The organism is Streptomyces thermocarboxydovorans (genome assembly GCF_039524635.1).
GTDB classification, from domain to species: Bacteria; Actinomycetota; Actinomycetes; order Streptomycetales; family Streptomycetaceae; genus Streptomyces; species Streptomyces thermocarboxydovorans.
Genome location: NZ_BAAAGU010000013.1, coordinates 17,011 through 36,419, shown reverse-complemented (window position 1 = coordinate 36,419; position 19,409 = coordinate 17,011). Strand labels below are relative to the sequence as shown.

The 19,409-nt window shown below is 73.4% G+C and carries 16 protein-coding genes and 4 pseudogenes; 13 read left to right on the top strand and 7 right to left on the bottom strand.

The genetic code is table 11. The annotated features are described in order from the left end of the window. Positions 1-43 precede the first annotated feature (43 nt). Together ABD198_RS08260 and ABD198_RS08255 are read left to right on the top strand one after the other, a co-directional pair. Positions 44-1,429 (top strand): NsdA family TPR-like regulatory protein, encoded by a 1,386-nt coding sequence (locus ABD198_RS08260; protein WP_343998958.1) that lies wholly within the window; start codon positions 44-46, stop codon positions 1,427-1,429. 226 nt (positions 1,430-1,655) lie between these two features. Next, positions 1,656-3,416 (top strand): hypothetical protein, encoded by a 1,761-nt coding sequence (locus tag ABD198_RS08255; protein ID WP_343998956.1) that lies wholly within the window; start codon positions 1,656-1,658, stop codon positions 3,414-3,416. Between the two features lie 54 nt (positions 3,417-3,470). Here the strand turns inward: ABD198_RS08255 and ABD198_RS08250 are convergent, their stop codons facing one another. Next, entirely contained in the window at positions 3,471-4,781 is a 1,311-nt protein-coding gene (locus ABD198_RS08250; protein WP_343998954.1) for an ABC transporter substrate-binding protein, read from the bottom strand. A gap of 172 nt (positions 4,782-4,953) precedes the next feature. On the opposite strand from ABD198_RS08250, the gene ABD198_RS08245 reads away from it, so the two are divergent. Further along, positions 4,954-5,400 carry an SCO4402 family protein gene (locus tag ABD198_RS08245; RefSeq protein ID WP_343999103.1) on the top strand — a complete coding sequence of 149 codons (447 nt, stop codon included), beginning with the start codon at positions 4,954-4,956 and terminating at the stop codon, positions 5,398-5,400. Positions 5,401-5,446: 46 nt separating this feature from the next. After that, entirely contained in the window at positions 5,447-6,337 is an 891-nt protein-coding gene (purU, locus tag ABD198_RS08240; RefSeq protein WP_343998952.1) for a formyltetrahydrofolate deformylase, read from the top strand. Between the two features lie 95 nt (positions 6,338-6,432). Here purU and ABD198_RS08235 read toward each other — a convergent pair whose 3' ends face one another. Both ABD198_RS08235 and ABD198_RS08230 read right to left on the bottom strand, forming a co-directional pair. Beyond that, positions 6,433-7,683, bottom strand: coding sequence for a maleylpyruvate isomerase N-terminal domain-containing protein (locus ABD198_RS08235; protein WP_343998950.1), 1,251 nt, complete (start codon positions 7,681-7,683; stop codon positions 6,433-6,435). Further along, positions 7,680-8,279, bottom strand: coding sequence for a sigma-70 family RNA polymerase sigma factor (locus ABD198_RS08230; protein ID WP_343998948.1), 600 nt, complete (start codon positions 8,277-8,279; stop codon positions 7,680-7,682). The genes ABD198_RS08235 and ABD198_RS08230 overlap by 4 nt, the downstream gene beginning before the upstream one ends. Positions 8,280-8,648: 369 nt before the next feature. On the opposite strand from ABD198_RS08230, the gene ABD198_RS08225 reads away from it, so the two are divergent. Together ABD198_RS08225 and ABD198_RS08220 are read left to right on the top strand one after the other, a co-directional pair. After that, complete coding sequence (locus ABD198_RS08225; protein ID WP_167996171.1) at positions 8,649-9,029, top strand: STAS domain-containing protein; 381 nt, start codon at positions 8,649-8,651, stop codon at positions 9,027-9,029. 265 nt (positions 9,030-9,294) lie between these two features. Then, positions 9,295-9,807 carry an EF-hand domain-containing protein gene (locus tag ABD198_RS08220; protein WP_343998945.1) on the top strand — a complete coding sequence of 171 codons (513 nt, stop codon included), beginning with the start codon at positions 9,295-9,297 and terminating at the stop codon, positions 9,805-9,807. Here ABD198_RS08220 and ABD198_RS08215 read toward each other — a convergent pair. After that, positions 9,786-10,627: pseudogene (locus tag ABD198_RS08215) on the bottom strand (class I adenylate-forming enzyme family protein); the annotation flags it as partial. The gene ABD198_RS08220 and the pseudogene ABD198_RS08215 sit on opposite strands and share 22 nt — an antisense overlap. Positions 10,628-10,787: 160 nt before the next feature. Between ABD198_RS08215 and ABD198_RS08210 the strand changes: the two are divergent. The 4 genes and pseudogenes from ABD198_RS08210 to ABD198_RS08195 all read left to right on the top strand — a co-directional run. Next, positions 10,788-11,918 (top strand): annotated as a pseudogene (locus tag ABD198_RS08210) (amidohydrolase family protein); the annotation flags it as partial. Next, positions 11,916-12,425 carry an acyl-CoA dehydrogenase family protein gene (locus ABD198_RS08205; protein WP_343999100.1) on the top strand — a complete coding sequence of 170 codons (510 nt, stop codon included), beginning with the start codon at positions 11,916-11,918 and terminating at the stop codon, positions 12,423-12,425. The pseudogene ABD198_RS08210 and the gene ABD198_RS08205, both read left to right, overlap by 3 nt. Before the next feature lie 4 nt (positions 12,426-12,429). After that, positions 12,430-13,311, top strand: coding sequence for an acyl-CoA dehydrogenase family protein (locus tag ABD198_RS08200; RefSeq protein ID WP_343998943.1), 882 nt, complete (start codon positions 12,430-12,432; stop codon positions 13,309-13,311). 453 nt (positions 13,312-13,764) lie between these two features. Further along, a complete protein-coding gene (locus tag ABD198_RS08195) occupies positions 13,765-14,226 on the top strand; it encodes an ATP-binding protein (RefSeq protein ID WP_343999098.1) in 462 nt (153 codons plus the stop codon). 452 nt (positions 14,227-14,678) lie between these two features. Here ABD198_RS08195 and ABD198_RS08190 read toward each other — a convergent pair. The 3 genes and pseudogenes from ABD198_RS08190 to ABD198_RS08175 all read right to left on the bottom strand — a co-directional run. After that, positions 14,679-15,122 (bottom strand): annotated as a pseudogene (locus ABD198_RS08190) (cyclase family protein); the annotation flags it as partial. 356 nt (positions 15,123-15,478) lie between these two features. After that, positions 15,479-15,718 (bottom strand): annotated as a pseudogene (locus tag ABD198_RS08180) (acetate--CoA ligase family protein); the annotation flags it as partial. Positions 15,719-15,881: 163 nt separating this feature from the next. Next, positions 15,882-17,096, bottom strand: a complete 1,215-nt coding sequence (locus ABD198_RS08175; RefSeq protein ID WP_343998941.1) for a flavin-containing monooxygenase — start codon at positions 17,094-17,096, stop codon at positions 15,882-15,884. A 183-nt stretch (positions 17,097-17,279) separates the two neighbouring features. On the opposite strand from ABD198_RS08175, the gene ABD198_RS08170 reads away from it, so the two are divergent. The 3 genes from ABD198_RS08170 to ABD198_RS08160 all read left to right on the top strand — a co-directional run bounded on the left by ABD198_RS08170 (position 17,280) and on the right by ABD198_RS08160 (position 19,403). After that, complete coding sequence (locus ABD198_RS08170; RefSeq protein ID WP_343998939.1) at positions 17,280-17,696, top strand: Zn-ribbon domain-containing OB-fold protein; 417 nt, start codon at positions 17,280-17,282, stop codon at positions 17,694-17,696. A gap of 8 nt (positions 17,697-17,704) precedes the next feature. Beyond that, complete coding sequence (locus tag ABD198_RS08165; RefSeq protein ID WP_343998937.1) at positions 17,705-18,331, top strand: GNAT family N-acetyltransferase; 627 nt, start codon at positions 17,705-17,707, stop codon at positions 18,329-18,331. A 169-nt stretch (positions 18,332-18,500) separates the two neighbouring features. Beyond that, positions 18,501-19,403, top strand: coding sequence for a GNAT family N-acetyltransferase (locus ABD198_RS08160; RefSeq protein WP_343998935.1), 903 nt, complete (start codon positions 18,501-18,503; stop codon positions 19,401-19,403). Positions 19,404-19,409 lie beyond the last annotated feature (6 nt).

Sequence of the window (19,409 nt, the reverse complement as noted above, 5' to 3'; positions counted from 1 at the left end):
ACTCGGTGTGTGGGCAGGCACCGTAGCCACAGGGGGTTACGCCATGGCCGCAAGGCCTCTCGTCGCGCGGCAGCCGAACGAGCGGTTGCAGGCGCTCATCCAGGAAGCCGGATGCTCCAACGCCGGGCTGGCCCGCAGGGTCAACATGTGCGGCGCCGAGCACGGCCTCGACCTGCGCTACGACAAGACGTCGGTGGCCCGCTGGCTGCGCGGACAGCAGCCACGGGGCCGCGCCCCGGCGATCATCGCGGAGGCGCTGGGCCGCAAACTGGGCCGTACGGTCACGATCGACGAGATCGGCATGGCCAACGGCAAGAACCTCGCCTCCGGGGTCGGTCTCCAGTTCTCGCCGACGGTACTGGGGGCCATCGAGCAGGTCTGCGAGCTGTGGCGCAGCGACGTGGGGCGGCGGGACTTCCTGTCCGGCTCGGCCGTCGCCGCCTCGGCGCTGGTGGAGCCCAGCCGGGACTGGCTGATCTCCGCGCCGGACGCCCAGGTGGCCCGCTCGGCCGGACCGCGCGTGGGCAGGTCCGACGTGGCCGCGGTACGGGACATGACCCGGGCGCTGGTGGATCTCGACCACCAGTACGGCAGCGGGCATGTGCGGCCCGTCGTCGTGCACTACCTCAACAGCGTGGTGTCGGGGCTGCTGGCCGGCTCCTACCGGGAGTCGGTAGGCCGTGAACTGTTCGCGGCGGTCGCCCGGTTGACCGAGCTCGCCGGGTACATGGCCGTGGACACCGGGCAGCCGGGGCTCGCCCAGCGCTACTACATCCAGGCGCTGAGGCTGTCGCAGGCGGCGGGCGACCGCGGATACGGCGGCTATGTGCTCGCCGCCTCCATGAGCCACCTGGCCGCGCAGCTCGGGAACCCCCGGGAGATCGCCCAGCTGGCGCGGGCGGCGCAGGAGGGCGCGCGGGGGCGCGTCACGCCCCGCGCGGAGGCCATGTTCCACGCGGCGGAGGCGCGCGGGCACGCCCTGATGGGCGACGTGCGCGCCGCGCAGGCGGCGGCCGGACGGGCGATGAGCGCCATGGAGGCGGCCGACGCGGCGTCCGGGGACGACCCGGCGTGGATCGCCCACTTCGACGAGGCGTATCTGGCGGACGAGCTGGCGCACTGCCATCGCGATCTCGGGCAGGCGGAGGCCGCCGCACGCTGTGCGCGCGAGTCGCTCGCCGGGCACCCCGAGTCGCGGGCGCGGCGTCGGGCCATCGGCTATGTGCTGTTGGCCACGGCCCAGGTCCAGCAGCGGGAGATCGAACAGGCCTGCGCCACGGGCCTGAAGGCGGTGGAGATCCTCGACGGGCTCCGCTCCAACCGGGGCGCCGAGTATCTGGAGGACTTCCAGCAGCGCCTCGAACCGTACGGAGAGGAGCCGGTGGTACGGGAGTTCGGGGCGCGGACCAGGCTGCAGACGGCGGCGTGAGCGGGCGTGCCCGCGGCGCGGGACGTGAACGGGCCGGCACCGGGGGTGAACGTTCGCGTCCCGAGCGGCCGATGTGAAGGAGGTGACATAAACAGCGTGCGGTGACGCGGTTTTGTTACCGCGCTCACAGGCAGGAGATCACGTCCTGCACTGCGTGGAAACGGGCTCCGGGGACCCGGTAGCGTGACCCGACGATTCACAAGGTACCCCATTGGTAGGAGTCCCGGTGACGCAGAGTGGACAGGGCGAGGAGCCCTCGTCGCGCCCCGCGCGCGAAGGCATCGTGCTGCCCTCCGACGGCGGTGAGCCCCTGCTGCCGGGCGCGACGCCCTCGACCGGCCCCGCGCCCTCCCGGCCGTCCGCACAGCCCCCCGCCTCGGCACCCCCCGGCGGCCAGGGCTGGGGCCAGCCGTGGGGCCCCGGCGAGGGGCCGCACCAGCAGGCCCCGGCCGGCGGCCAGGGCTGGCAGCAGCCGCAGCCGCAGGCTCAGCCCCAGGCCCCGTCCGCCGCGGCCGGCTCCGGCCAGTGGGACTCCGGGACGCCGTCCCCCTGGGGCACGCCGGGCGCGCACCAGCCGTCGGCCGGACAGCAGCCCCCGGCCGGGCAGCTGCCTCCTGCCGGGCCGCAGAGCGGGCCCGGCCCGCTGCCTCCCGAGGGCGCGCCGGCACCCTCCGCCTCGTACCAGCACGGCGGCACCCCGACCGCGCAGCAGCACCAGCAACCGGGCTCGCTGCCGCCCGCCTCCGGCCGGCACGCCGGACCTGGCCCGCTGCCGCCCGCCGACGCCGGCCAGGGCTCCTCCGCCGCGCAGGCCGGCCACGGCCCTTCCGCCCAGCACTCCGGCTACGGCACGCACGGCGGCGGTCAGGCCTACGGCGCCGCCCCGCAGCAGCAGCCCGCCGCCGCTCCCGAGGGCGCGACGCAGTACATACCCCCCGTTGCGCACGGGGCCTCTCCCGAGGGCGCCACGCAGTACATACCGCCCGTGACCGGCAACGGGGCCGACGAGGGCGCGACGCAGTACATACCCCCGGTCGCTCCGGGCGGGCTGCCGCCGGAGCGGCCCGCCGGGGAGGACTCCGAGGAGACCCGCTCGCTGCGCCGGCCGCAGCCGCCCGCCGGCCACCCCGACGCCGAGGCGACCCAGTACATCCCGCCCGTCCCCGGCCAGGGCTTCGGCGCACAGCCCGGTGACGGCAACCGGCAGCCGCCGGCCGAGGTCGACAACCTCTTCCGCAGCGACAGCGGCGGCGGCCCCGCCGGGGCGACCCAGCAGCTCCCGCGCATCGACGAAACCCTGCCGCCCCGGTCCGCCGGCGCGGGCGGGCGCGGCGGACGCGGGGGCGGCCCCCGCTCGCGGGTGCCGGTGCTCGCCGCGGTCGGCGTGGTGATCGCCGCCGTCGGCATCGGCGCGGGCGCCCTGCTCGCCGAGGACGGCGGGGACGACGACGGCGACGACAAGAGACAGACGGTGTCCGCCACCGCCCCCGCGAGCGAGTCGGCCTCCCCCTCGCCGTCCGCCGATCCGGCCCGTGAGCAGGCCGTGGCGCTGGACAAGCTGCTCGCCTCCAGCGGGGACAGCCGCTCCACCGTGATCAAGTCGGTGGCCGATGTGAAGGCGTGCCGCAATCTGCCGGAGGCGTCCAAGAATCTGCGGGACGCGGCCAGGCAGCGCAGCCAGCTGGTCACGGATCTCCGTGAGCTGTCCGTGGACAAGCTGCCCCGGCACACCGAGCTGACCGCCGCGCTCACCAAGGCGTGGCAGGCCTCGGCGTCCGCCGACAACCACTACGCCGCGTGGGCCGACCAGGTCGCCAAGAACCAGCGCAAGATGTGCAAGAAGGGCCAGGCGCGCTCCACTCCCCAGACCCAGGCCGGGAACCGGGCCAGCGGGGTGGCGACCGCGCAGAAGGGCAAGGCCTCCCAGCTGTGGAACGCGGTGGCGCGCGAGTACGGCCTGACCGAGCGCCAGCCGACCCAGCTGTGACGTTTCCCTCCCTCCCTTCCCTCCCAGGATCCGTCTGAGCGGCCGGCCTCGCCCTCACACCAGGTCGGCCGCCTGAAGGGTCCCGGTGGTGTCGGTGAAGCCCTTGCCGGCCGCGACCAGCCGCCCGTCCCTGACCACCTGCTGGGTCACCTCGGCGTTGACCATGCGCGGGAAGCCCACGGCGGCCAGTTCCTGCCGCGCCTTCCACCGCAGGGTGGGGGTGAGCCCGCCGGTGCTCACCTTCAGCCCGCCGTCCAGCGCGTCGGTGACGGCGTCGGCGCTGACCTCCCCGCCGCCGAGCGTCTCGACGACCCGGTGCATGACGGTATAGGCGATCCAGGTGGTCTGCACCCCGGCGTCCGCCGGGTCGATGCGGGTGTCGCCGAACGCCTCCTGCTCGATCACCTCCTTCATCGCGTCCCAGCGCTCGTCGCTCGCCTGCGGGTACCAGCCGGTGACGTACGCGCCCTCGTAGGGGCCCGACGCCCCGCCGGAGGCGTTGATCGTGGTCTGGTCGACGCTGCCCAGCACGGTCGCGGTGCGCACCTCGGGGAAGTCCGCGCGGGCCCGGCGGAAGGAGTCCATGAAGGTGGGCGTGCGATCGCCCAGCGCCGGGACCACACAGCCGGGCCGGTCCGGGTCGGCGGTGGCCCGCCGAAGGGCCTGCCGGACGTGGTCGTCGTAGGCGGTGGCGTCCTCCGCGGCCCGCTGGTCGCCGGCCCGCCCGTGACCGCCTGCGGCCAGGCCCGAGTCGAGCAGCGGCGGCAGCTGGTCGCCCGCGATGGTGTCCGGCCGGACCAGGGCGACCGGCCCGCAGCGGTCCGCCAGCGCCCGCCCGAGGCCGGCCAGCAGCGCCGGCTGCCCGCCGTTGACCGGGTAGGACAGAGGGCTGGTGAACTCGTCGTTGGTGATGCCGTAGCCGCCGATGTAGGGGATGCCGGCGCTCTCCAGGGTGTTCAGGAAGGAGTCGGTGTGCTGGCTGTAGGAGCCGACGACGGCGACGGCGCCCTCCTCGACCGCGCGCCGGGCGCAGCGGGCGACGGTCACGCTGTCGTTCCGCTCGTTGCAGGTGAGCACCCGCAGTTCGCGGCCGCCGATGCCGCCCCGGGCGTTGACCCAGCGGCCGTAGGCGCGGGCCAGGGCGGGCATCCCGGGCTTGTCGTTCGCGCCGGTGTTCTCCGGCGCCCAGGTCATCACCGTGATCGGGCCGTCCCCGGCGCCCTGTGTGGCACCGGGGACGATCCCGCAGCCGGTGATCAGCGGCACGCACGCCGCCAGGGCGCCCGCGGCCAGGGCGCGGCCACGGCCGGGCCGGGGGAGGAGACGGGAGAGGAACCTGCTGCCGTTGCGTCGCCTGCCGGTCATGGGCACGCACGATTCCGTCACACGGCCAACCCGGAGGTGACCCACGGTCGACGGACGGTTACCGAAAGGTGAATTGCGGGGTCCCCGCGAGGTGCTTGTGGGGCGAAACGTACGATCGACGACCGTGCAAGGTACGGAGAACTCTTCCCGTCGCGGCCGTCGCTCCTCCACCATGGGCGGCATGCCACTCAACGACATGCCGTGGTGGCGCTGGCGCAGCCATGTGCGCTCCGCGCTGCACATGCTCTCCGACCCGGTGTTCCATCGGGACGTCTGGCTGGCCGGCGTGGACGGCTACGGTGACGTCACCGACGCCGTGTACCGGCTGGTCGAGGACACCTGGCTGGACAACTGGTCCGCCGAGAAGTACGTCGGCACGATCTTCCGCGACTCCCAGGAGGCGGCGCTGGTCGACACCGCCGTGCTGCGGGTGCTGCGGATCATGCACCAGGTCGGCCCGGACGCACCGGTCACCGCCTACCTGGAGCACCCCGGCTGGCCCGAGGCGGTGCGGGCCGCGCGGGACGCCCATGTGCGGATGGCCACCAGCGACGGGGAGGACCCGGACGCGCCGCCGCGCACCCTCGAGGTGCTGCGGATCATGACCCGTTCCGCGTGACGGGACGGTTCGCCGGGCGCCTGTGCGGGTGTGGGAACCTTTTCCCATGAGCGAGCAGCCCACCCGAGCAGCGGCCCAGACCGGTCAGGCCGACCAGTACGTCCTCACCCTGTCCTGCCCCGACAAGCAGGGCATCGTGCACGCCGTGTCGAGCTACCTGTTCATGACCGGCTGCAACATCGAGGACAGCCAGCAGTTCGGCGACCACGACACCGGGCTGTTCTTCATGCGGGTCCACTTCTCGGCGGAGTCGCCGGTGACGGTGGACAAGCTGCGGGCGAGCTTCGCGGCGATCGGTGACTCCTTCCAGATGGACTGGCAGATCAACCGTGCCGACGAGAAGATGCGCATTCTGATCATGGTCAGCAAGTTCGGGCACTGCCTGAACGACCTGCTGTTCCGGGCGCGGATCGGTGCGCTGCCGGTGGAGATCGCCGGAGTGGTGTCCAATCACCCGGACTTCGCGGAGCTGGTGGCCTCGTACAACATCCCGTTCCACCACATTCCGGTGACGAAGGAGACCAAGCCGGAGGCGGAGGCGCGGCTGCTGGAGATCGTGCGGGAGGAGCGGGTCGAGCTGGTCGTCCTCGCTCGCTACATGCAGGTGCTCTCCGACGATCTGTGCAAGCAGCTGTCGGGGCGCATCATCAACATCCACCACTCGTTCCTGCCGAGCTTCAAGGGCGCGAAGCCGTATCACCAGGCGCATGCGCGGGGTGTGAAGCTGATCGGGGCGACGGCGCACTATGTGACCGCGGATCTCGACGAGGGGCCGATCATCGAGCAGGAGGTCGAGCGGGTCGGGCACGAGCTCACGCCGGAGCAGTTGGTGGCGGTGGGGCGTGATGTGGAGTGCCAGGCGCTGGCGCGGGCCGTGAAGTGGCATGCGGAGCGGAGGATTCTGCTCAACGGTCGGCGGACGGTCGTTTTCGCGTAGCGCCTACACCTAGCAGCTCGGGGCTTGTTGTGACCGGGCGGCCGCGGGTCGTTTGTGGCTGGTCGCGCAGTTCCCCGCGCCCCTGAAGGGAACGGCTACATCCGGCTCAAACTCGCCGCAGCCAGCAACACGTCCTTGATGGCCTCACGGTCACCCACCTGACCCGCCGCCGCTTCCAGCGGAGGGACGTGGCCGGCGGCCAGGCGGCAGAACTCCGCCCCGTCCAGCGCGACATGCGCCACCTCGTGCTCGGCGGAGCCCTTCGCCGCGGGGGAGTCCAGCGGGATCAGCCACTCGCCGCCGCCCGAGCCCTCGATCTCCAGCCGCAGGCTGCGCCCGGGTTCCCCGGCGGCCACCAGCCGGCGCTCCGCGGGCGCCGCGAGACCGGACCGCCGCCGCGCCTGCAGCACCGACGGCAGCAGCCGTGCCGCCAGATCGACCATGTGGTGCAGATGCCGGCCGGAGGGCGGGTCGTACGGGTAGTCCACCGCGTCGGCGATGTCCTCCGCGTGCACCCAGCACTCGAAGGCGCGGTCCAGCATCGCGTCGTGCAGCGGCAGCTCGAAGTCGCCGTACTGCACGGGCATGCCGCCGCGTGCGTCCTGGCCGCCGGTGAAGGACACCGTGCGCACCAGGTTGTGGGTCTGCGCACGCCAGGGCGCCCGTACGGAGCGGGTGGGCGGGAAGTGGGCGGCCCGCCAGTACGCCTCGGTGCGCGCCGACGGGGTGGGCCGCTCGGCGGTGACCTCGCCGAGCGGGTCGTCCAGGCCGAGGGCGACGGCGACCAGGCCGTCCACCGTCATCAGATGGGCGATGACCCCGGCGACGGTGGTCCGGCGGCTGGCCGCCTCGTCGGCCTCGTACCAGCGCAGCCGCACCGGGGCGTGCCACTCCGCGTCGCCGAAGTCCTGCAGCAGCGCGTCCAGGCGCGCGGTCTCGGCGTCGTAGGCGGCGGCCCAGTCGGGGACGGGGATGCGCGGCGGGCGGCGTTCCAGGCAGGACTCCAGGACGCGGGTGCGCAGCGCGGGGTCGAGGTCGAGGCTCTCGGGGCGCTGCAGCAGGCCGACCGCCTCCCGCAGCCGCAGCGCCTCGTCGGCGCAGGCGCCGCACTCGCCGAGATGCTCCTCGACGGCGGCGGCCTCCTCCGGGGCGCAGGCGGCCAGCGCCCAGGCGCCCAGCAGCGACTTCAGCACCGGATGCTCGAGGGCCAGGGGCTGCACGGCGCCCTGGCCCGCGGTGGCCGGTGCGGGCAGCGGGGCGCCGGTGTCCTCCACGGAGTCGCGGGGGAGCGGCACCCGGGCCGAGTGGCCGGGGTCGCTGTACGCCTCGAAGGGGTCCTCCGTCACGCCGCACCTCCGATCTCGGGCGGGGCTCCCCGGGAGCCGGGTGCGGCGGCGTCCTGGGCGGTGGCCAGCAGCTGGAGGCCGAGCCGGAGGCGGCGGCGCGCCTCGTCCTCGGTGACGCCCAGGTCGGCGGCGGTCTGGCGGTAGTCGCGGCGCTTGAAGTAGGCCGATTCCAGTGCGGCGCGCAGCGGGGCCGGCATGGACTGGACGATGTAGTCGGCGCGGGCGGCCACCGAGGCGCGGCGTACCTTGCGCTCCAGGTCCTCGGTGCTGCCGGGGCCGCCGCGGGCGAGTGCCGCGGTCTCGGTGGCGCGCAGGCGCTGGACGGCCAGCCGGCGGGTGAGCGCCGCCACCCAGCTGCGCAGCGGGCCCTGCCTGGGGTCGTAGGTGTCGGGGTGTTCCCAGACGTGGGCGAAGACGTCGCGGGTGAGGGTGTCGGCGGCCCGTTCGTCGCCGAGGACGCGGTGGGCGAGGCCGTGCACCAGGGAGGCGTACCGGTCGTAGAGCTCGCCCAGGGCGGCCGCCTCCCCGCGGGCCAGCCGCTGCTGCATCTTGCGGTCCCAGCGAGGCGGTACGGGTGATACGTCCCTGGTCGCCATGTGGCTCCTCACCCCCAGTTCCTCCCGCGGCACCGTGCCTTCCGGTGCCGCGCCGCCCGGATTCAGCCTGTGCCCGCAGTCTGAACGAATGTAGTCGGCATGTGCGACAGTTCACGCCCCTTTGTGGCAATGTGCGCCCCCTGGCGGACCGGGGATGGTAAGGGGCTCCGTCGCGCAGGCCGGCGGTCGTCCGTGCGGCGCCTACCCGGGCAAGCGCCGATCGGAACCGATCGAATCGGTTCGAAGTCGACTGAAACAAGCCTTTTCTATTCGGTTACCGTTTCCTCGCCCGGGTTTCAGGGAACGGCCGGTGGGCAGCCGCGCAGCAAGGAAGCGTAGGTACTGCTTCCGGTTTCGACAGTGAGGGGCGTGGTGGTGAGTTTCAAAGTGACCGACATGGAGCAGGGCGAGTGGGCCGTGCTCCGGGTGTCGGGCGAGCTGGACCTGGTGACGTCCCCTGTGCTGCGCCAGCGGGTGCACGACGCCGTGGCCGACGGCAGACACCGCCTCGTCCTCGATCTGTCCGAGGTGTGGTTCTGCGACTCCAGCGGGGTCGGCGTGCTGATCGCCGCCCGCCGGCTGCTGCGCTCCTGCCAGGGCAGCCTGCGGCTGATCCTGCCCGCCCGGGGCGCGGCCGACGGCAGCCATGTCAACAAGGTGCTCGGCGCGCTCGGGGTCCGCCGCCTGTTCGACATACATCCCGATGTGCCGTCCGCGGTGTCGGACGACTCCCGCCCGCTGTCGGCCTGACCCGGCCCGGCACCGTTGCGGAGCGCGGCCCGGCACCGTTCACCTCGGGTACCCAGAAGTCTCACGAGACCGCAGGAGTCTCCCGGGACCCGACCGGAAACCGACCTCAGGACACGAACCGCACCGCCTCCGTGCCCGTCCGTGCACGGATGTCGCGGAATGCTCCCGTTCCTGGCACAACCCTGATGCCGGCGCCCCCGGCCCCCCGCCGCTCACGTACGCTCCGAGCGAGACGTTCCCCGACCTAAGGCGGCCTGAAGAAGACATGGTCACCAGCGAGTACGAGCGCAGGATCGCAGCCCGGTTCGCCACCTTCGACCAGGACGGCAACGGCTATATCGACCGCGAGGACTTCAGCCAAGCGGCCAAGGCATTGCTCGCGGAGTTCGGCACCGCCGCCCGGTCCGACAAGGGCCAGGCCCTGTACATCGGGGCCGAGGCGTTCTGGCAGGGCATGGCGGGCATCGCGGACCGCGACGGTGACCAGCGCATCACCCGCGAGGAGTTCGTCAACGGCGCGGTCAAGCGGCTGCGTGACAACCCGGACCGGTTCGCCGAGATCGCCCGCCCCTTCCTGAGCGCGGCCCTCGCCGTCGCCGACACCGACGGTGACGGGGCGGCCACCGTCGAGGAGGCGGCCCGGGTCCTGAAGGTCCTCGGTGTCGCCGAGGAGACCGCCCGCACGGCCGCCGCCACCCTGGACGCCGAGGGCGACGGCAAGGTCTCCGAGTACGAGGTCGTCCCGGCCTTCGCCCGCTACTTCACCGTCCCCGAGTAGCCGTACCGCGCTCCCGAGTAGCCGTACCGCCCCGAGCAGCAGCAGCCGTACCGCCGTAACGCTCGCGCAGCTCGTACTTGAGCACCTTGCGCAGCGTCCGGCCGCGCGGAAGGGCGTCCACCACCTCCAGCCGCTCCGGCAGCTTGTGCACGGACAGCCCTTCCGCGCGCAGGAAGGACACCAGCCCTTCCAGCGACGGCGGCTCGATGCCCGGCGCGCGCTCCACCACCGCGCACACCAGCTCGCCCCGCTCGGCGTCGGGCAGCCCGATCACCGCCACGTCCCCGACCGCCGGATGCCGGTGCAGCAGGTCCTCGATCTCCCGGGCCGAGATGTTCTCGCCCTTGCGGATGATCACGTCCTTCAGCCGCCCGGTCAGGACGAGATGCCCGCTGCCGGTGAGGTGTCCGAGGTCGCCGGTGCGCAGGAAGCCCTCCTCGTCGAAGGCCTCCGCCGTCTGCGCGGGGTCCAGACAGCCCCGGCACACCGCCTCGCCGCGCAGCCGTATCTCCCCGCCGACGACCCGTATCTCCATGCCCGCGGGCGGCCTGCCCTCCGTCGTCGCCAGCTGCTCGTCGGTATCGTCCGGCGAGCCCATGGTGATCATCGGGACCTCGGTCATGCCGTAGCCGTGCAGCAGCCGCACCCCCATCTCCCGGGTCACCGCGTGATACAGCTCCGGCGGCTTGGGCGCCCCGCCGCCCGCGAGCAGCCGCAGCGTCGGCACCACCGGGGTGCCGGGCCGCTTGCGCTGCTCGGCCAGGAACATCGAGTAGAACGCGGTCGATCCGCCCGCGACGGTGACCCCGTGCGCCCGGTGGTGAGGCGGGCGCGCCGGTCGAGCAGCTCCCACAGCGTGCGCGCGGAACTCAAGGACTCCGGGGTGTCGTTCATGGCTGCCCCCTGCTTGGCTGACGGCCCGTCAGGTGGGATGCTATCTGACGATCCATCAGATACACACCGTCCGGCGGAGGGGACCCATGACCACGGAACTGCCCCGCATCATCAGCGTCGACGACCATGTGATCGAGCCCGCCCACCTCTTCGAGCGGTGGCTGCCCGCCAAGTACCGCGACCGCGGGCCCAGGCCGCTGACCGCCGGCATCGGGGAACTCGCCTACGTCGGCGGCAAGTACCGGATCACCATGGACCCGGACGGCCCGCCCACCGACTGGTGGATCTACGAGGACCTGCAGTTCCCGTACAAGCGCAACATCGCCGCCGTCGGCTTCGACCGCGACGAGATGACCCTGGAGGGCATCACCCGCGACCAGATGCGCCCCGGCTGCTGGGACCCGGCCGAACGCCTGAAGGACATGGACCTCAACCATGTCGAGGCGTCCCTGTGCTTCCCCACCTTCCCCCGCTTCTGCGGGCAGACCTTCGCCGAGGCGCACGACAAGGAGGTCGCCCTGGCCTGCGTGCGCGCCTACAACGACTGGATGGTCGAGGAGTGGTGCGGGGACAGCGGCGGCCGGCTCATCCCGCTGTGCCTGATACCGCTGTGGGACGTCGGGTTGGCGGTCGCCGAGATCGAGCGCAACGCCGCCCGCGGGGTGCGGGCGGTGACCTTCTCCGAGATCCCCACCCACCTCGGCCTGCCCTCGATCCACTCCGGCTACTGGGACCCGTTCTTCGCCGCCTGCCAGGACACCGGCACGGTCGTCAACATGCACATCGGGTCCAGCTCCCAGATGCCCGCCGCCTCCCCGGACGCCCCGCCCGCCGTGCAGGCCTCGCTGTCCTTCAACAACGCGATGGCCTCGATGACGGACTTCCTCTTCAGCGGCGTCCTGGTGCGCTTCCCCCGGCTCACCCTCGCCTACAGCGAGGGCCAGATGGGCTGGATCCCCTACGCCCTGGAGCGCGCCGACGACGTCTGGGAGGAGCACCGCGCCTGGGGCGGCGACGGCGACCACTACGTGGTGCACGGCTCCAAGATCTGGACCTCGCACGCCGAGGTCGCCGACTGGTGCGAACTGCTGGTCCGCACGGACCCCGAGGCGCCCCGGCACCGGGGCATCACCTGGCTGGCGATGCCCATGGACACTCCCGGCGTGACCGTGCGGCCCCTGACGACCCTCGCCGGGTCGGCCGAGTTCGCCGAGGTGTTCCTCGACGAGGTGCGCGTACCGGTGTCCTGCCGGGTCGGCGCCGAGAACGACGGCTGGCGCGTCACCCAGGTCACCCTGTCCTTCGAGCGCGGCACCGCATTCGCCGGCGAGGTGGTGGCCTGCCGCCGGGCGCTGACCGAACTGGCCGCCCGGGCACGGAAGAACGGCCGCTGGGACGATCCCGCGCTGCGGCGCCGGCTGGGCGGGCTGGAGGCGGAGTTCCGGGCGCTGTGGCGGCTGGTCCAGTGGAACGTGAGCGCGGCCGAGGGGCCGGACGCGGTGCCCGGGGCCGGCGGCTCGGTGTTCAAGCTGGCCTACTCGCACGCCCGCCAGGAGCTGTTCGACACCGCGGCGGACGTCCTCGGCCCGGACGCGCTGGACGCCGCACAGCCGTGGACCCGGGAGCGGCTGAACTCCCTGTCGTACACCATCGCGGCCGGCACCTCGCAGATCCAGCGGAGCATCGTCGCCGAGCGGATCCTCGGCCTGCCGAAGGGACGGTGAACCGGTGCGCTTCCGCCTCACCGACGACCAGAAGGCGCTCAAGAACGGCGTACGGACCCTGCTGGAGCGGCGGTTCGACCGCGCGGCACTGCGGGCGGCCGTGGACCGGCCGGGGCGGCTCGACCGGGACCTGTGGCGGACGCTGGGCGAGGCCGGGTTCTTCGCGCTGCGGCTGCCGGAGCAGGACGGCGGCGTCGGACTGGGGCTGCCCGAGGCGGTGCTGGCCTTCGAGGAGGCGGGCCGCGCCCTGCTGCCCGGACCGCTGGTGGCCACCCACCTGGCGGCCGGCTCCGTGCCCGGCGCGGCCACCGGCGAGAGGGTCGTCACCGCCGTCGACGGACCGCTGGTGGAGTGGCTGGCGGAGGCGGACGTGGTCCTCGGTGACCCCGCCGGGGCCGTGCCGCTCGACTCCGTGGACCCCCTCACCCCCCTGCACCGGGCCGGTGTCACCCGGCCGGGGCCCGCCGATCCCGTGGCGGTGCTGCTCACCGCCGCCGAACAGCTCGGCACCGCCACGCGGGTGTGCGAACTGGCCGCGCAACACGCCCGGACCCGTCAGCAGTTCGGACGGCCCATCGGCGCCTTCCAGGCGGTCGCCCATCTGTGCGCGGACATCCATGTGCGGGCCGGGACGGCGCGCGCCGCCGTCTACGCCGCCGCCGTCACCGCCGACCCCGCCGACATCGCCGCCGCCCGGCTGCTCGCCGACGAGGCCGCCGTGCGCGGCGCCCGCGACTGCCTCCAGGTGCACGGCGGCATGGGCTTCACCTGGGAGTCGGACGTGCATCTGCACCTCAAGCGGGCCTGGGTGCGCACCCGTCGTGCGGGCGGAGTGACGGAGAGTGAGGAACGGCTGGCCGCTGATCTGCTCGCCCGGAACGGCTGAAACGGGCGCCGCCTGCGGTGCTTGCCCGGGAGCGCCCGGCGGATGTCACGGATCGTGGCATTGCTTGATCACGGAGAGTTGAGACCGGGTTGTGTCCTCGGGGCGTCTCGTCACGGCCCGGAGTCGGCCCTCCGCTCCGGTACCTTGTGTGAGATGCGAGTGGATGTGAGCGCCGATCGTGCGTTCCGGCCGACGGTTGCCGCCTGTTCGACTCCTCGCGGCGAGCGTCGCACAGTATGCCGTACGGGTACTCCTTCGCGCTGGAATATGCCCGAAGCGCTTGTTGGGGTGACTGTACGTCAACCATGCTGTCCCAACAGGGATTCACGTTCCGTGACCCCTGACCCGGCCGTTGTTCTGGCCATGCAGAAAATGGCTACGATCGTGGCCCTCGTGAGGCGCGAGTCCAAGTGTCCGCCGGTTCGGATGGTGTGAGCGGTGCAGGTGCTTCAAGTGCAGCTGGAGATCCGGCCCGACCCCGCTGAGGTGGGACGGGCCCGGCGGTGGGCCCGCTCACGTCTGGCCGGGTCCGGGATAGGGGCCGACGAGTCCCTCGCCGAGACCCTGATCCTGCTGGTCTCGGAACTCGTCACCAACGCCGTGGTGCACACCGGCTGTCCGGCCGTGCTGCGCCTGTCCCTGCCGGGCACCGCGGCCGAAACCGCCACCGTCCGCCTGGAGGTGGCCGACCGCAGCGCCCAGGCGCCGGTCCCGCGCTGGGCGGACGGCGAGGCGACCGGCGGACGCGGACTCGCCCTCGTCGACGGCCTCGCCGACCGCTGGGGCTGGAGCTGCGAGGGCACCGGCAAGCGCATCTGGTGCGAACTCGACCGCTGCCCCGAAGCGGGACCCGCCACCCCGGCCTGCACCGGCCGGACACCGACCTACGACGGGCTGGCGTACGAGGCGGTCTGAGCCCTGCGGAAGCCGGCTTCCGTACGGGGCCGTTGAACAGCGGGCGCACGTGGGGGTGACCCGTGCGGCCGGGCGTGCCGGCCGGTGCACGGTGGCACGGGCAGCCGGGCGGCCCGGGATTCGTCATGAGGGGTGCGCCGGGCATGCTTCCGTGCGCGGTGCGGTCTGAGCTGGGCATATGCCCCTCCCCGGCGATCATCCGGTTCGCGTCATTGACGCGGCGTGTCCGACTGATCACGCTGGTCGACAGCGATTCGCCGCGAGGGGACGGCGAGGGCTTCGACGGGAGTCCTCGGCGAGTGTGGGTCGTTGTCCGGCGCGGGTCCCTCAGGGCCGACGGGGACCGGGGGCGGGAGCGCCGGCATCAGGGAGCGGGCGGCGCTGCCGTGCTCGGGGCGGACAGCGCCGCGCCGCACAAGGCCTTTCGCAACGAAAGGCACCAGGGGGGGGCAGAGGACGGCGACGGGCGGGACGGGGGCGCCCGTCCCGCCGGTGAAGGGTTCCGGCGTCGCCGACAGCAGGAACGCATAGCGGCCGGTTTCTCCACAGGTTGTGGACAACTTTTCGAGATCCCAGTTCTGCCCCTGCGGCATGCCCATCTCCACCAGGTGCAGGGCATGCACCGGCAGCCACAGTCCGGGTATCTCCGGCGGGAAGATCTCGAAGGTGACGGTGTCGCCGGCCACCGCCGCGACGTCCCGCGCATGGAACCACTCCGGGGTGCGGATCGACAGCCCCGGCGAGGGATGGGCGTAGCCCTGCCGGTCCCCGTCCAGGCACAGCCGGATCTGCCCGGTCCGCACCAGCACGATGTCACCGGCCCGCACCCGCGTCCCCGCCAGCTCCTCGGCCGCCTCCAGGTCCTCCGGCGTGACCGCGTGCCCGCCCTCCAGCCGGTGGTGCGCTGGATCTGGTCGGAGCCGCCGTAGATGGCCACGATGGCGGGCGGGCCGCGGGTCGTCGATACGGCACTCGCCCGGCCTGCACCGGTACGGGGTCACCGCCAACGCGGTGGCGCCCGTGGCGCGCACCCGCATGTCGGTGCGGGTCCCCGCCGAGCTCGGGTACGCAGATCTAACGGTCCGTCAGAAACCGTGCCTCGCGACGCATCTGAAGGGCACGTTCACGGTGTTCCGCGCCGCCTCGGCGGTGATGCGGCAGCAGCGGTCCGGCACCCTCATCGGCTTCACCTCCGGCGCCCACCGCGGCGGGCGGCCCGGTCGGCGGCGAGCAGGTGCGGGTACGGGGTGCCGCGGCGGCGGCCGGTCACCGGCGCGCGGCGGGGCATCGGCCGTGCCGTCACGGCCACGGACTCCGGCCGGAACAGCCGGTCCAGATCGGGGACCTCGGCGCACAGCGGGCGCCCGCTGACGTCCGTGTCGCCCGCCTCGGCCGGCCTGCCGTGCACGACGGGACCGGTCCGCTCGCCGCAGGCGATGGCCCGGGTCCGGCGGTAGTCGGTGGTGAGGGTGCCGTGGGTCGATCCAAGCATGGCTTCGCCCGCTCCTGTGAGACAGCCGCTACCAACTGACGTACTGTCAGATTACTGAACGGGCGGAATGTCAGGAACGGCCCGGACAAGGTCAGTTGAGGCGAGGGTGGTGCTCGGAGGAGCGTCGTCCGGCGGATGCGTGGAGGGCTGTTGGTCCTTGCGCTCACCCCGGAAGGCGGGACACCCCCGGTGCGCCGCCCCGGCTCACCGCCCTGGCGATCCGCTGGGCGTCGATGGCCAGCTCACGGAGGTTGCCGCTGATGGGGTTGGTGTAGCCGGTGAAGTACAGGCCCGGGGCGCCCTCGGGGCTGCGGGGCCCGTGGCTCACGGGTCTGCCCCGCTCGTCCAGGACGCCGAGGTGCCCGACGAGCGGCTCCAGGCCTCGCTCGTACCCCGTGGCCGCGATCACCGCGTCCGGGCCGATGCGGGTGCCGTCGGCGAGGAGGACCTTGTCGTCCTCGAAGCCCTCCACGGCGGCCACGACCTCCACCCGGCCGCTGCGCACGGCGTCGATCAGCCCGACGTCCTGCACCGGGATGGCGCCCTGCAGGACCCTGCTGTACAGGCCGGTCTCGGGGCGGGGCAGGCCGTGCTCGGAGAGGTCCGGCACCGCCACCTTCGCCTGCAGCCGGCTGATCCGGTCGACCAGCTTCACCGGCAGATGCCGCACCAGGATGCCCGAGTACTGGGCGGGCCAGCCCGCCGTGGAGCGGCGCACGATGTGCGGGGCGGTGCGCACCGCGAGCCGCACCCGGGAGGCGCCGCCCTCCACCAGGTCGACGGCGATCTCGGCGCCCGTGTTGCCGACGCCCACCACCAGCACGTCCCGGCCGGTGAAGGGAGCCGGGTTGCGGTAGGCGGAGGCGTGCAGGAACTCGCCGGTGAAGTTGTCGCGGCCGGGCCAGTCGGGCACCCGCGGGGTGTGGTTGTAGCCGGTGGCGACGACGACCGCGGCGCCGGTCAGCTCGCGGCCGCCGGTGGCGCGCAGCAGCCAGCCGGTGCCGTCCGGGGTGCGCTCCACGCGGGAGACCTCCACCCCGGTGACGATCTCGAGACGGTGGTGCTCGGCGTACTTCTCCAGGTACCGGACCACGTCGTCGCGGGCCACCCACCGCCCGAACCGGCGTGGCATCGGCAGACCCGGCAGGGCCGACTGGCGCCGGGTGGTGTGCAGCCGCAGCCGGTCGTAGTGGCGCCGCCAGGAGGCCCCCACCTGCTCGGACCGCTCCAGCACCACGGCCCTGAGCCCCCGCGAGCGGAGCGCGTGGGCGACGGCGAGCCCCCCGGGTCCGCCGCCGACGACATAGACGGGGCGGTCGGGCGGGGCAGGGTCCGTGGGCTGCGCGGATCTGCTGGTGGGGTCGGTGGTGTCGGCCATGAGCGCGAGCGTAATCACGCACCTGCTTGATGGGTATCGGTCAAGACCACAATCGGTTGCGGATCGATCACAACTGTGCGGACCCGTCCGTGGCCTGCGGGGCGGTCTTGCGGGCGGTGTGCGGAAACGGTGAAACTGGCACACCGTCAGGCGTGTGTTCGCCCCCGACCCCGGCAGGCGCAGATGGAGAACGCATCCCGATCCGGGAACGCCGCCGCTCCCGAGGCCGACGCCTTCACCAGGACCTACTGGGAAGCCGCCGCGCAGGGACGGCTGCTCGTCCGCCGGTGCGGCGACTGCGGCCGCGCCCACCACTACCCGCGCGAGTTCTGCCCCCACTGCTGGAGCGAGAACGTCACCTGGGAGACCGCGAGCGGCCGGGCCACGCTCTACACCTGGTCCGTCGTACACCGCAACGACCTGCCGCCCTTCGCCGCCCGCACCCCCTACACCGCCGCCGTCGTCGACCTCGCGGAGGGGCCGAGGATGATGACGGAGCTCGTGGACGCGGAGGCGGCGGGCGGCCCCCGCCCCGGGATGGAGCTGGAGGTGACCTTCCGCGCGGATATTCCCGTGTTCCGGCCGGTGCGGCGGGTTTGAATGGGGCCATGGCCCACCCACCCGAGCGCGCCTCGGCCCGCACCGTCGCGGAGCTCCACGGTCACGGACTGCACCTGGGTCCCTGGGACCCGGCGTCCCGCAGCGACGTGGAGGCCTGGCTGCGCGGCACCACCGACCCCGAGTTCCGGCGCTGGAACACCCCCTTCCGCCCGGTCACGGACCTCGCCGGCGCCCGTCAGGTGCTGCGCGGGCGGGTGGCGCAGGCCGAGGACGGGACCACGGCGTCGTTCCGCGTCTCCGACGCCGGCAGCGGCGCCCTCCTCGGCCACATCGCCGTCAGCGACATCCGGCCGCTGCTGCGGGTGGCCCGCGTCGGCTACTGGGTGCTCCCCGAGGCGCGCGGCCGGGGCGTCGCCACCCGGGCGCTGCTGCTCACCGCGCGCTGGGCGCTGACCGACCTCGGCCTGCACCGCCTGGAGCTGGACCACGCCGTGGGCCACGAGGTGTCCTGCCACATCGCCGAACGCTGCGGCTTCCGGTACGAGGGGACCATGCGGGACGCCATCTTCGCCGCCGGCCGCCACGACGCCTTCCGCGACGCCCATCTGCACGCCCGCCTCGCGACGGACCCGGAACCACCGGCGCCGGAGCCGGTGACGGAGCCCTGGCCGTAGACACCCTCGCCGCACCGGTGGCCGAGCCCCGGTTCGAGCCCCTCGGGGGCCCGTCGAGCCAAGGGTGCACCGGGCGCAAAGGGCAGGGGTGCACCGGCCGCGAAGCCATGGACGCACCGGCCGCAAAATTTCGGAGGCGTCCCGCCCGCTCCCCGCGCCACCATGAGGCATGGCTTCCCACGACTGGTATCTCACCCGGGACATCGACGACTTCCTCGCCCGCGCCGGTGACTTCCTGCGGGCCGACCCCGCCGTGCACACCGTGCAGTTGACGGTCACCGAGACCCTGCGCATGCAGGGAGCGCGGTCGTACGGCGACGGGGCCCCCGAGTTCGGGGTGCTGGAGCAGGACGGGAAGGTACGGGCCGCCTTCTTCCGCACTCCGCCGCACCGGCTGTGCCCCACCCCGCTGTCGCCGGCCGGGGCCGACGCCCTCGCCGGTCTGCTCCACGACCTCGGCCAGTCGCTCCCCGGCGTCCAGGGCGACCAGGACACCGCCGCCGCCTTCGCCGACGCCTGGCGGCGCCGCACGGGCGCCGAGGTCACGCTCTACGAGCGGCAACGGCTGTACCGGCTGGGTGAGTTGACCGTGCCGCAGCCCGTCCCGCCCGGCCGGGCGAGGACCGCGGGGCCCGAGGACCGGGCCCATCTGAGCCGCTGGTACCGCGACTTCTGCGCGGCGGTCGGCGACCCCGTGTACCAGGAACCCGAGGCGTGGGCGGACTCCCGGATCGAGCAGCGTGCCGTGACCTACTGGGAGGATCCCGAGGGCGAGCCCGTCGCCATGGCGTGCCTGGGCCCGCAGGTCGCCGGGCAGGTCAGGGTCTCCTGCGTGTACACCCCGCCCGCGCTGCGCCGCCGCGGATACGCCGGGGCGGCCACGGCCGAGGCCAGCCGGACCGCCCGCGAACGCGGGGCGGAGGAGGTGCTGCTCTTCACGGACCTGGCCGATCCCACGAGCAACGCGCTGTACCAGCGCATCGGTTACCGGCCGGTCTCCGACTTCACCGTGTACTCGTTCTCCCAGGGCTCCCAGGGCTCCCAGGGCTCCCAGGGCTCCCAGGGCTCCTAGGGCAGC

Excerpts from the sequence above, each read along its gene's own strand:
- ABD198_RS08165 (WP_343998937.1), top strand. The coding sequence starts at position 17,705 with ATGGCCCACCCACCCGAGCGCGCCTCGGCCCGCACCGTCGCGGAGCTC.
- ABD198_RS08245 (WP_343999103.1), top strand. The coding sequence starts at position 4,954 with ATGGGCGGCATGCCACTCAACGACATGCCGTGGTGGCGCTGGCGCAGC.
- purU (WP_343998952.1), top strand. The coding sequence starts at position 5,447 with ATGAGCGAGCAGCCCACCCGAGCAGCGGCCCAGACCGGTCAGGCCGAC.
- ABD198_RS08175 (WP_343998941.1), bottom strand. The coding sequence starts at position 17,096 with ATGGCCGACACCACCGACCCCACCAGCAGATCCGCGCAGCCCACGGAC.
- ABD198_RS08170 (WP_343998939.1), top strand. The coding sequence starts at position 17,280 with ATGGAGAACGCATCCCGATCCGGGAACGCCGCCGCTCCCGAGGCCGAC.
- ABD198_RS08160 (WP_343998935.1), top strand. The coding sequence starts at position 18,501 with ATGGCTTCCCACGACTGGTATCTCACCCGGGACATCGACGACTTCCTC.
- ABD198_RS08230 (WP_343998948.1), bottom strand. The coding sequence starts at position 8,279 with ATGGCGACCAGGGACGTATCACCCGTACCGCCTCGCTGGGACCGCAAG.
- ABD198_RS08220 (WP_343998945.1), top strand. The coding sequence starts at position 9,295 with ATGGTCACCAGCGAGTACGAGCGCAGGATCGCAGCCCGGTTCGCCACC.
- ABD198_RS08250 (WP_343998954.1), bottom strand. The coding sequence starts at position 4,781 with ATGACCGGCAGGCGACGCAACGGCAGCAGGTTCCTCTCCCGTCTCCTC.
- ABD198_RS08260 (WP_343998958.1), top strand. The coding sequence starts at position 44 with ATGGCCGCAAGGCCTCTCGTCGCGCGGCAGCCGAACGAGCGGTTGCAG.